General features: G+C 73.6%; 7 protein-coding genes and 1 pseudogene. All 8 read right to left on the bottom strand.

Features of this window, described 5'->3' with window-relative positions; genetic code table 11:
• Positions 1-200: 200 nt before the first annotated feature.
• On the bottom strand, positions 201-1,751 hold the full coding sequence (locus ACFQBR_RS09835; protein WP_378552927.1) for a glycosyltransferase family 2 protein: 1,551 nt from the start codon (positions 1,749-1,751) through the stop codon (positions 201-203).
• A 14-nt stretch (positions 1,752-1,765) separates the two neighbouring features.
• The gene (locus ACFQBR_RS09830) at positions 1,766-3,370 is read right to left on the bottom strand and encodes a glycosyltransferase family 2 protein (protein ID WP_344176493.1); all 1,605 of its coding nucleotides are present in this window, start codon (positions 3,368-3,370) and stop codon (positions 1,766-1,768) included.
• Positions 3,367-5,352, bottom strand: a complete 1,986-nt coding sequence (locus tag ACFQBR_RS09825; protein ID WP_344176495.1) for a glycosyltransferase family A protein — start codon at positions 5,350-5,352, stop codon at positions 3,367-3,369. Before ACFQBR_RS09825 ends, ACFQBR_RS09830 begins: the two co-directional genes overlap by 4 nt.
• A complete protein-coding gene (locus ACFQBR_RS09820) occupies positions 5,349-6,290 on the bottom strand; it encodes a class I SAM-dependent methyltransferase (protein ID WP_344176497.1) in 942 nt (313 codons plus the stop codon). The genes ACFQBR_RS09825 and ACFQBR_RS09820 overlap by 4 nt, the downstream gene beginning before the upstream one ends.
• Before the next feature lie 421 nt (positions 6,291-6,711).
• On the bottom strand, positions 6,712-8,301 hold the full coding sequence (gene serA / locus ACFQBR_RS09815; protein WP_344176499.1) for a phosphoglycerate dehydrogenase: 1,590 nt from the start codon (positions 8,299-8,301) through the stop codon (positions 6,712-6,714).
• A 164-nt stretch (positions 8,302-8,465) separates the two neighbouring features.
• A complete protein-coding gene (ilvC, locus tag ACFQBR_RS09810; RefSeq protein ID WP_267946496.1) occupies positions 8,466-9,461 on the bottom strand; it encodes a ketol-acid reductoisomerase in 996 nt (331 codons plus the stop codon).
• Between the two features lie 115 nt (positions 9,462-9,576).
• A complete protein-coding gene (ilvN, locus tag ACFQBR_RS09805) occupies positions 9,577-10,101 on the bottom strand; it encodes an acetolactate synthase small subunit (protein ID WP_267946497.1) in 525 nt (174 codons plus the stop codon).
• A gap of 20 nt (positions 10,102-10,121) precedes the next feature.
• Positions 10,122-11,903, bottom strand: a pseudogene (locus tag ACFQBR_RS09800) (acetolactate synthase large subunit); the annotation flags it as partial.
• Positions 11,904-12,131: the final 228 nt, after the last annotated feature.

Genomic DNA, 12,131 nt, shown 5'->3' with positions numbered 1-12,131 from the left:
CGGCGGGATCGTCTGCCGGAATCGCCGACGCGGGCCCCGGTCGGAGCGGGCGCGGCACTGGGTGGCGGCGTGCGGCGGTGGAGCCGACGCCACCAACTCCTAGGACTTCAGAATATCGGATGTCCAACTATATGACCAGCAATTCCCACGATGTGAGACACGCTGGTGTCGCCGCAGTTCAACCGGGCGGCCCGACTCCGTCACGGCCCCTGCACGCGCGCTCCCCGGGCGGTCCGGCCGAGCAGCAGCCGCACGCCGAAGCCGCGGACGAGCACCCGGATACGGCGCTCCCAGCGGTCGGCGGCGGCGCGGTGCCGGTCGGCCGCCCTCTGCGCCCGCCTCATCCGCCTGTGCCAGTCGGCCGGCGGCCCCTCCCCGCCGGGGCGGTCCGCCTCCAGGACCTCGGCCGGGTCGACCTCGTGCTCGCCCCACAGTTCGGCCACCGCGGCGTCGAGGTCCGGCCCGGAGGCCCCCAGGCGCCGGGCGCGGGCGAAGGCGGCCGTCCGCTCCAGGCGGAGCGCGCCCGCACCGCGTACGCGGACGAGGCCCGCACCGCACGCGTCCGCCGCGGCGGCCAGGGCGTCCACGGCCCCGGGGCGCACGGGCGCCCCGGGCGGAACCAGGAGCCGGAACGGGACGTCCGGGTCCGCCCGCGGCGCCTCCTCGGCGAACACCACCCGCGACTCGCACCGGAAGGCCTCCCGCACCAGCCTCGGCTCCGCGTCCGGATCGTCCAGGACGGCGTGCCTGCCGGACGGCACGTCCCGCCACGGCCCCACCAGCGTGATCCGCACATCCGCCGCGTCACCCCCCAGCAGGCGCTCCACCGTGTCCGACACCGCCTCGAACCGGGCCCCCGCCACCTCCACCACCACCTCCGCGAAGGGCACCTGCCACTCCCGGCGGCGCGGGGCCCGGCGGGAGCGCAGGAGCGGGACCCTGTCCTCCAGGCGGAGCCGGTGGACTCGGGCGTCACCGTCCTCCCTTCCGTCCCCCCGCGGCCCGCCGGGGCCCCTGACCCCCGCGGCGGGCTCCGGGACGAACACCGCGCCCCGCTGCGCCAGCCGGTACGCCAGGTGGTCCTCCCCTCCCACGAGCGCGGCGGGGCCGCTCCCCCCGCACTCGGCCAGCAGCCCGCCCCGCGCCGACCAGGCCGACCCGGCGAGGGCGCGCCACCCCCGGTGTCCCGCGTTCCCCGGTCCCTCCGAGGGATCGCGGTCCCCGGAGGCCGCGGCCTCCGGTCCCGGTCCCCCGTCCGGCTCCGGGGAGGCCGCCCCGCTCAGCACCACGAGGTGGTCGGCGAGGTGGTGCCAGCGCATGTGCGCCTCCACGTGGGTGCGGCCGACCTCCGTTCCGGCCTCCAGCCACAGCACCGCCGCGTCCGGGGAGGACTCCGCCACCGCCCGTACCGCGTCCTGCGGCCCCGACCGGCCGGGGCCGGCGGCGACGGTCCGCGTGTTCCCCGGGCGGACCTGCGGCAGCCGGACCGGTGTGCCGCCGTCGGCCACCACCACGACCTCCGTGAGCCGCGCCGGATAGGTCTGCGCGGCCAGCGACGCCAGCGTCGGGCCGAGCCTCCCCCGCGCGCCGCACGCCCGGACGACCACGACGGCGTCCAGCTCCGGCTCCCATCCGCCCGGGCCCGGCGGCTCCGGTGCCGGGTGGTCGTTGCGGCGGACGCGGGCGGGGCCCGCCCCGTTCCGTCCCGCCGGCGCGCCGACGCGGCCCCGTGTCCCGACCTTCTCCGCCATACCGCCGATCCCCCTCATCCGATGACCCGGCGCACGAACCTGCCGCCGCGGGTGCCCGTCAGCCAGCGGTACCTGCGCTCCAGGCGTCCGGCCCTCGCCTCCTGCTCCGCGGCCTTCCGCTCGGCGAGCGCCAGCGCGCTCCGCCAGTCCTCCGGGGGGTCGGGCGGCCGGTCCTCCTCCGTGAGCAGCTGGGATTCGCCGTCGATCCAGTGCACGGCGCTGACCTCTCCGACCAGGGCCTCGACCTCCTCCGGCCGGTCCGCCAGCCGACGGGCCCGGGCGAACGCCGCGGTGCGCTCCAGGCGGGGTCCGCCGCGGTCGCTCCCCGGGACCACGGCGCGGAGCAGCCCGGCGCGGGCCCTGTCCGCCTCCTCCACCATGCGGCGGACGGCGTGCCGGGCGAGCGGCAGGCCCGGGGGGAGGAGGAGCCGGAACGGGACGTCCGGGTCCTCCCGCGGCGCCTCCTCGGCGAACACCACCCGCGACTCGCACCGGAAGGCCTCCCGCAGCGCCGCCGTGTCGGGGCCCGGACCGTCCGGGACGGCGCGCCCCCCGGAGCGCGCACGCCGCCACGGCCCCACCAGCGTGATCCGCACATCCGCCGCGTCACCCCCCAGCAGGCGCTCCACCGTGTCCGACACCGCCCCGAACCGGGCCCCCTCCACCTCCACCACCACGTCCACGCAGGGCACCTGCCACTGCCGGACGCCCGCGCCCCGGCGTACGCCGAGCCGGGGGACGCGGTTGCCGACGAAGGGGACCCTGTACCGGACGCCCTCCGCCTTGCGGAGCTCCATCTCCGGGAGGCCCAGGTGCCAGCTGCTGCTGTCGAGTTCCGGGACGAACACCGCGCCGCGCTGCGCCAGCCGGTACGCCAGGTGCGTGTCCTCTCCCAGGAGCAGTTCGGGGTCGGTCCCCCCGCACTCGGCCAGCAGCTCCCGGCGCACCGAGCCGGTGCCCCCGATGAAGTAGGAGAACGCCTCGTATCCGGCGGTGCGCAGGTCCTCCTTGCGGTCGTAGGCCCTGCGCAGCCACGCCAGTTCCTCGCCCGGCCCCTCGACCAGGGCCTCCGGTTCCCCGCGGCCGACGGCGTCGGCCACCTCCGCCGGGCTCGGCAGTCCCGTCCCGTGGCCGACGCACCGCAGGTGGCCGGTGACCACGAGGTGGTCGGCAAGGTGGTGCCAGCGCATCTGCGCCTCGACGTGGTCCCGGAAGGCGATCATGTCGGCGTCGAGGAACAGGACCACGTCCGCGTCCGTGGCGGCCGCGCCGGTGTTCACCGCGTGCCCCCTGCCCCAGCCCCCGGGCCGGGCCGGCACGATCCGCGTGTTCGCGGGCCGGACCTCCGGCAGCCTGAGCGGCGGGTCGCTGCCGTCGTCCACGACCACGACCTCCGTGAGCCGTGCCGGATAGGTCTGCGCGGCCAGCGACGCCAGCGTCAGATCGAGCTTCTCCTGCCCGCCGAACGCCCGGACGACCACGCCGACCCCCAGCTCGGGCTCCCACGCGCCCAGCCCGGGCAGCTCCAGCACCGAGTAGTCGTTGTGGCGGATCAGCGGCCGCGGCCCGCGCTCCCCCCGCCCGCGGCGGTCGAGGGCGCCCTCCCGGACGAGCGTCATCCCCTGCTCCCCTCCCTCACGGTCGGCTCTCCACGGAGCTCCCGCGGCGCCGCCCCTGCGGGGGCGTCCGCGGCCTCGGACTCCAGGAGCGCGCTGGGCCGCCATCCGCGGCGCCGCTCCGCGCCGTTGCGGAGGAAGTGGCCCGCGCCGACGTCCCAGGTGTGTCCCGAAGCCCTGCGGCGCAGGACGTAGTTGAGGCCGTGGCCGCGGTAGACGCGGCCGCCGAGGAGTTCGATCCCGGCGAAGAGGCCCGTGTCCTCGGCCGTGCCCACCGGCGGGAAACCGCCGACCTCCTCCACCGCCGTGCGGTCCATGAGGAGGGTTCCCCCTGCGGCCCGCCGCCACAGGCACTCCGTCGGGGCGCTCCGCCGCACCGTCAGGTCGAGGGTCTCGAGGTAGACGAACTCCGCGGCGCTGCCCACGACGTCGGCGCCGGAGTAGCGACGCGCCAGCACCAGGTCGGCGAGGTGGTCCGGCCCGTACCAGTCGTCGTCGTCCATCTTGGCGACCGCCGAGCCGCTCGCCCGGGCGATCCCCTCGTTCAGCACCGATCCGAGGACCGCGTCCGGGTCGGGCCGGAAGACCTGCAGGGCGCGGCCGGTCCTCCGGAAGGCGGCCGTCGCCTCCCGGACCCCCGGGGCGTCCTCGCCGAACCCGTGCAGCCCGAGGACCAGTTCCACCTCCACACCGCGCTGGCGGGCCACCTGGCGCAGCGCGAACCCGAGCATCTCCGGCCGCCGGGTGCACAGCACCACCGACACCGCCGGGTCGGGCGGTCCCCCGACGCCGGCCGCCGCCCCCAGGTCCCTCCACCGCGCGCGCACGCCGTGGGTTCCCAGGGCCGCCCGGCGCAACCGGACGCTGTGCTCCTCCCGCACCAGTCCGTCCGCGAGCTCGTCCGCTCCGACCGAGGCGACCAGCGCGCACAGGTCGGCTCCGAGGCACCGGGCCCACGGCGGCACCGGGCCGCCGACGAGCGGGACCCCCGCCGCGGCCAGCCCCGCCACCGCCCGCACCGCCGCCAGCGGACCGCTGTGCCGCCCCCACTCCACGTCCACGGCGCGCAGGTCCCGCAACCGGGCGACGTCCACGTCGGTCACGGTGCCGTCCTCGGGCACCCGCCACCGCACCGATCCTCCCGAGACCAGGACCCAGCGCCCGCCCCGGGAGACCAGGCGTCCCACCTTCGGGCCCGCCCGGCCGACGAACCCGGTCGGGTTCACCGTCCGCTCGTCGACGGGCGGCACGTCCTCCACCCGGAAACGGCCGTGGACCGTGCCGCCCGGCCGCCCCGCGGCCGCCCACGAGGACTCCTCCACGCTCAGCCGGCGGACACCGCCCCCCCTCGCGCCCTCGGGGACGACGGGGCCGCCGGGCTCCGCGGGCCCCACCCGCAGCACCACGTCCGCCTTGCGGGGATCGGCCACCCGGGCGCCGCCGGGGCACCACAGACCCGCGTCCGCGCCCAGCACCGACACCGCCGGGACCGGTGCGGCCCCCGGCCGGCCGCCGACGACCCCCCGTGCCAGGGCACCCGCCACCCTGTGCACGGACACGGGGTCCTCGAAGCACGCCTCGCACGACCAGCCTCCGCAGGCCAGGCGCCGCACACGCAGCTCCAGAAGCTCCGACCACTCCCCCGGCGCCGGCGCCACCGGGACCGGAGGCCCCTGGTGGGAGGGGACCTCCAGGAGGACCACCACCACGAACGGCGCGGGCGGCAGGACCCCGAGGGGGACCAGCGCCCTCCTCAGGTCGGTCGCCGTCGCGGCGACGACGGCGACCACGCCCGCGTGCGGATCCGCCGGTCCGCCTCCGGCCCCGGGCTCCCCGACGACGACCCGGTCCAGGTCGACCGCCCTGTCCCCGGCGCCGAGGGCGAGCTCCCCGACCGCTTCTGCGGCCGCGGCGCCGGTGTGGCAGACCAGGGTGGGGAGGGAGCCGCGGAGCCGCAGGGCGTCCGCGAGCTCTCCCCCGGTCACGAGGCGGCCCGGGCCCGCACCGCGTCCGCGGAGGCCCCTGCCCCGAGGACGGCGTCGGAGCGCTCGGCCGACGCCCTCCCGCATCCCGGGCCCCGGGCCCCGTGGTCCTCCCCGGGGATGACCAGCGCGCCCGGGGCGCAGCGGTCGAAGAGGTCCGGGACCGCGTCGACCTCCGTCGCCCCCGTCACGCGGGTGAGGTGCAGGAGGTCGATGCCGTGCAGTCCGTCCAGGTCCGAGGCGCCGCGCACCTCGACGACCCCGGAGAGCCCGTGCGCCGCGACCATGGCCCGGACCAGGCCCGCGCACCGGGGGTCGCTCTCCAGCGCCACCAGCCTCCCGGCCCGGAACCGGCGGAGCGCCAGGCCCAGCCAGAGCGTGGACGCGCCGCTGCCGACCTCCACCACCAGGTGCGGACGCCGGTCCCGCACCGCCCTGACGACCCGCTCCACCGTCTCGGGGGAGACCCCGTCCTCCCCGGGCGCCGGCATGGGCGCGTCAGGACCCAGGAGCGCCTCCAGCTCGCGGACGGCCCTCCCCTCCGCCGGGGTTCCCGGCTCCCGCACGGCGGGGACCGCACGCTCCCCGCCGCCTCCCGCGGACGCGTCGCACAGTGCGTGCACCGATTCCTCCATCCGGGCGAGGCGGCCGGTCAGGTCGTCGGCGCGGGCGAAGAGCTCGCTCCGGTTCTCCCCCGCGATCTCGGCGATCTCGCGCGCGTGCCGGTCGAACCTCAGCCGGAGCGACCGCAGCTGCGCGGTGTTGCGCCGCACGAGGACCGCGAGGAGCCCGACCGCGCCGAAGGCCCCGGACAGGGCGGTGAGGTGGAGCGCGGACCGGATGTCGACCACCCCGTACACGAGCATCACCAGGAGCGTTCCCGCCCAGGCCGCCACGGCCGCCCCCAGCGCCACCGCGAACCGTCGACGTGGAAAATGCAATTCAATCCCCCCGGCATCGAGTCGAACTATGGAGGCGGAATCCAGGACAGCGACCCCGCCGACACCCGAACCCGTTCGAGAAGGACTCCACAAGCGCGGATCCGGACGGACACGAGCACCATGACCAGCGATATCCTTGCACAGGAAAAGAAATAACCTTCACATAACACGAGGCCGGATCCCCCTTCGGCCCTTCTACGCACACCCATCAGGCACACCTGGGACATTTCCCAAGGAAATTCAGAAAAGGTGACATCCGTGGCCAGGAACGGCTTTTCTCCCCCGTTGTCGCGGGGCGCCGCACCGGCCTTCCTCGCGTAGGGCGCCGCGCACGGAAAAGGGCCGCTCCCACCGATCGGTGGGAGCGGCCCTCCAGGCTGTGCCGTGGTCGCGGCGCGGCCCCGCGGTCCTGCCGCGGGCCCTAGTCCTCCAGGTCGATCTGGCGGCTGATGTCCGCGTCGATCTCGCCCGAGATCGACGACAGGATCTCCTCGGGCACGGCGGAGTCGACGGTGAGCGCGATCAGCGCCTTGCCGCCCTCCTGGTCCCGGATGACCTGCATCCCCGCGATGTTGACGTCCGCGTCGCCCAGCAGGGCGCCGACCTTGCCGACGACGCCGGGGCGGTCCTCGTAGGCCAGGAACACCATGTGCTCGGCCAGGCCGATCTCCATGGTGTAGTTGTTGATCTCGACCAGCTTCTCGATCTGGCGCGGGCCGGTCAGGGTCCCGGACACCGACACCCGGGTGCCGTCGGCGAGGACGCCGCGCACCGAGATCAGGTTGCGCCAGTCGCTGCTGTCGTCGCTGGTGACGAGGTTGACCTCGACACCGCGCTCCTTCGCGAGCAGGGGGGCGTTGACGAACGTCACCGTGTCCTCGACCACGTCGGCGAACACGCCCTTGAGGGCGGCCAGCTCCAGGACCTTCACGTCGTGGGCGGCGATCTCGCCGCGCACCTCGACGTCGATGCGGCTGGCGATGGTGCCCGCGAGGGAGGTGAAGACCCGGCCGAGCTTCTCGGTGAGGGGCAGGCCCGGCTTGATCTCCTCAGCCACGCCGGTGCCCTGCACGTTCACGGCGTCCGGCACGAACTCGCCCGACAGCGCCAGCTTGACGGAGCGCGCGACCTGCGTGCCGGCCTTCTCCTGCGCCTCCTCGGTGCTCGCGCCCAGGTGGGGGGCGACCACGACGTTCTCGAACTCGAAGAGCGGGCTGTCGGTGCAGGGCTCCTTGGCGAACACGTCGATGCCCGCACCGGCGACACGGCCGTCCTTCAGGGCCCGGTACAGCGCGTCCTCGTCCAGGATGCCGCCGCGCGCGGCGTTGATGACGCGCACCGTCGGCTTGACCTTGCTCAGCGCCTCGTCACCGATGAGGCCCAGGGTGTCCTTGTTCTTGGGCAGGTGGATGGTGATGAAGTCGGAGCGCTCCAGCAGCTCGTCCAGCGTGGTCATCTCCACACCGATCTGCGCCGCGCGGGCGGGCTGCACGAACGGGTCGTACGCGATGACCTTGGTCCCGAAGGCCGACAGGCGCTGCGCCACGAGGGCGCCGATCCGGCCGAGGCCGACGACGCCGACGGTCTTCTCGTACAGCTCGACGCCGGTGTACTTGGACCGCTTCCACTCGCCGTTGATGAGGGCGTTGTGGGCCGGGGCGGTGTTGCGGGCGCTGGCCAGCAGCAGGTTGATGGCCTGCTCCGCGGCGCTGATGATGTTGGAGGTCGGGGCGTTGACCACCAGGACGCCCGCCTTGGTGGCGGCGTCCACGTCCACGTTGTCCAGGCCGACGCCCGCGCGGGCGACCACCTGGAGCCGGGAGGCCGCGGCCAGGGCCTCGGCGTCCACCTTGGTCGCGCTGCGCACGATCAGGGCGTCGACGTCGGCGAGGGCGGGCAGGAGCTCGGACCGGTCGGCGCCGTTGACGTGGCGCACCTCGAAGTCCTCTTCGAGCAGCGCGATTCCGGCGGGCGAGAGTTCTTCCGCTACGAGTACGGCGGGTTTGGGCACAACGGTTCCTTTTCGGGTGGTGCGACCCGATCGCGCAGGTGGTTGGCACTGCCCGGATCGGGTGGGACGGCCGATCAAAAGTCTACTGCCCGGGTAGGGAAGCCCGACGGGGGCAGGTGGTGTAGTCCACCTGCCCCCGGTTCACGGGGTCCTCGCCCGGTCCCCTAGGCCTTGAGCCAGCTCATCAGCGGACGCAGTTCGGCGCCCACCTTCTCGATCTTCTCGTTCTGCTCGGCCTCGCGGCGCTTCTTGAAGGTCGGCTGGCCGGCGTCGAACTCGTCCATGAGCTCCTTGGCGTAGGAGCCGTCCTGGATCTCGCCGAGGATCTTGCGCATCTCCTCGCGGGTCTGCTCGGTGATGACGCGCGGGCCGCGGGTGTAGCCGCCGTACTCCGCGTTGTCGGACACCGACCAGTTCATCTTGGAGATGCCGCCCTCGTACATGAGGTCGACGATCAGCTTGAGCTCGTGCAGGCACTCGAAGTAGGCGATCTCCGGCTGGTAGCCCGCCTCGACCAGGGTGGCGAAACCGGCCTTGACCAGCTCCTCGGTACCGCCGCACAGCACGGCCTGCTCACCGAACAGGTCGGTCTCGGTCTCCTCGGTGAACGTCGTCCGGATCACGCCCGCCTTGGTGCCGCCGATGCCCTTGGCCCACGACAGGGCCAGGTCCCAGGCCTGTCCGCTGGCGTCCTTCTCGACCGCGACCAGGCAGGGCACGCCGCGCCCGGCCTCGAACTGGCGGCGGACCAGGTGGCCCGGGCCCTTGGGGGCGACCATGGCCACGTCCACGCCCGCGGGCGGCTTGATGAGGCCGTAGCGGATGCTGAAGCCGTGGCCGAAGAACAGGGCGTTGCCCTCCTCCAGGTTCGGCGCGATCTCCTCGGCGTACAGGTCCCGGTGGATGTGGTCGGGGACCAGGATCATGATGACGTCGGCCTCGCGGGTGGCCTCCGCGGGGGTGACGACGCGCAGGCCCTCCTCCTCGGCCTTGGCGCGGCTCTTGGAGCCCTCGGCGAGGCCGACCCGCACGTCCACGCCCGAGTCGCGCAGCGACAGCGCGTGCGCGTGCCCCTGACTGCCGTAGCCGATCACGGCGACCTTCTTGCTCTGGATGAGCGCGAGGTCCGCGGCGTCGTCGTAGTACATCTGTGCTGCCACTTGGGAATGCTCCTTGTTCTTGCGTACGTGTGGGGTCGGGGTGGGCGGTCGTCCGCGCCCGCCGGTCGGTCGGGAGGGCCCGCGGCTCCGGCGCCCTCCCGGGCGCCCGGCGGTCTCAGGCGCTGCGGTCGACGGTGCGGAGGGAACGGTCGGTGATCGACCGCGGCCCGCGGCCCAGGGCGACCAGCCCTGACTTGACGAGCTCCCTGATGCCGAACGGCTCCAGGTTCCTCACCAGGGCATCGAGTTTCTCCGGGTCGCCGACGGCCTCGATGACGACGACGTCCGGGCTGACGTCCACGATGTGCGCGCGGAACAGCTCGGCCGTCTGAAGCACATGGGTGCGGCTCGACGCGTCGGCCTTGACCTTGACGAGCAGGAGCTCGCGCCGGACCGACGCGGTGGTGTCCATCTCCACGATCTTGACGACGTTGACCAGCTTGTTGAGCTGTTTGGTCACCTGCTCCAAGGGGTGGAGGTCGCAGTTGACCACGATTGTCATCCGGGACAGTCCTGGGTACTCGGTGGTGCTGACACTGAGTGAGTCGATGTTGAAGCCGCGGCGGGAGAAGAGGGAGGAGGCGCGGGCGAGGATACCCGGGGTGTCCTCCACCAGAACGGAAAGCGTGTGACTGCTCATGGTGGTTCGGCCTTCTCCTCTTAGTCCTCGTGTTCCCAGTTCGGCGCCATGTCGCGCGCGTACTGGATGTTGTCGTTGCTGACGCCGGGGCCGACCATCGGCCAGACCATGGCGTCGTGGTTGACCGTGAAGTCCACGACGACGGGTGCGTCGTCGATCGCCATGGCCTTCTCGATGGTGGCGTCGATGTCCTCGGCGCGCTCGCAGCGCAGGCCGACACAACCGTACGCCTCCGCGAGGCGGACGAAGTCGGGGATCCGGACCTTCTCGTCCCGGGGCGAGGTCTGGAGGTCGGTGTTGGAGTAGCGGCCCTCGTAGTAGAGGGTCTGCCACTGGCGGACCATGCCCAGGTTGCCGTTGTTGACCACCGCGACCTTGACGGGGATCCCCTCGATGGCGCAGGTGGCCAGTTCCTGGTTGGTCATCTGGAAGCAGCCGTCGCCGTCCACGGACCAGACGACCCGGTCGGGGTCGCCGACCTTGGCGCCCAGGGCGGCGGGGACGGAGAAGCCCATGGTGCCGAGCCCGCCGGAGTTGACGAAGGACCCGGGGCGCTCGTAGTCGATGAACTGGGCGGCCCACATCTGGTGCTGGCCGACGCCCGCGACGTAGGTGGCCTCCGGGCCGGCGATCTGGCCCAGGCGCTGGATGACGGCCTGCGGGGAGAGGCTGCCGTCGTCGGAGGCCTCGTAACCCTTGGGGTAGGTGGTGCGCATGCGGTTGAGCTGCTGCCACCAGGCCTCGTAGTCGCCCTGCCGGCCCTTCTCCTGGTCGGCGCGGACGGCCACGACCATGTCCGCGAGGACCTCGCGGCAGTCGCCGACGATGGGCACGTCGGCGTGGCGGTTCTTGGAGATCTCGGCCGGGTCGATGTCGGCGTGGACGATCTTGGCGTCGGGGGCGAAGCTGTCGAGCCTGCCGGTGACGCGGTCGTCGAAGCGCGCGCCCAGGGCGACGATGAGGTCGGCCTTCTGGAGGGCCCCGACGGCGCTGACGTCGCCGTGCATCCCGGGCATGCCCACGAACTGCGGGTGGCTGTCGGGGAAGACGCCCCGGGCCATCAGCGTGGTGACGACGGGGGCGCCGGTGATCTCGGCGAGGACGCGCAGCTCGGCCGCGGCGCCGGCGCGCAGGACGCCGCCGCCGACGTACAGGACGGGGCGGCGGGCCTCGGCCATCATGCGGGCCGCCTCGCGGACCTGCTTGCCGTGGGGCTTGGTGACCGGCCGGTAGCCGGGGAGTTCGAGGCGTTCGGGCCAGACGAAGTCGGCGGAGGCCTGGAGCGCGTCCTTGGAGATGTCGACCAGGACCGGCCCGGGGCGTCCGCTGGAGGCGATGTGGAAGGCCTCGGCGATGGTCCGGGGGATGTCGCGGGCGTTCTTGACCAGGAAGTTGTGCTTGGTGATCGGCATCGTGATGCCGCAGATGTCGGCTTCCTGGAAGGCGTCCGTGCCGATCATGGGGGCTGCGACCTGCCCGGTGATGGCGACCATCGGGACCGAGTCCATGTGGGCGTCGGCGAGGGGGGTCACCAGGTTGGTGGCGCCGGGCCCGCTGGTGGCCATGCACACCCCGGGCCGGCCGGTCGCGTAGGCGTAGCCCTCGGCGGCGTGCCCGGCCCCCTGCTCGTGGCGCATGAGGATGTGGCGCACCTCGGCCGAGTCGTAGAGCGGGTCGTAGGCCGGGAGGATGGCACCGCCGGGAATCCCGAAGACAGTGTCAACGCCGACCTGCTCCAGCGACCTGATCAGCGATTGGGCGCCGGTCATCTGCTCGGTCATCTCAAGATCCTTCAGCGAGGTTCCAGAGCGGTGCTGGGGCTCTGGCTTGGTGGGTCTGGTCCCTGCCTGGCAATAAAAAAACCCCCACCGCCCTGTGGCGGTTGAGGGGTGGCGCGCAGCAGAAGAAACTCAGTGGGCTGCGCGCCGACCAAGTACGAGGATCAGGGAGGTGTTCTGCACGTTGACCACATTGGCCGACGGAGGGGCCGCCCGTCAACAAGAACGACATAATGTCTCATTATGTGAGAC

This window comes from Nocardiopsis tropica (assembly GCF_042660575.1).
Taxonomy (GTDB): Bacteria; Actinomycetota; Actinomycetes; order Streptosporangiales; family Streptosporangiaceae; genus Nocardiopsis; species Nocardiopsis tropica.
The sequence above is the reverse complement of the archived record's forward strand: the minus strand, read 5'-3'. Positions and strand labels throughout refer to the sequence as shown.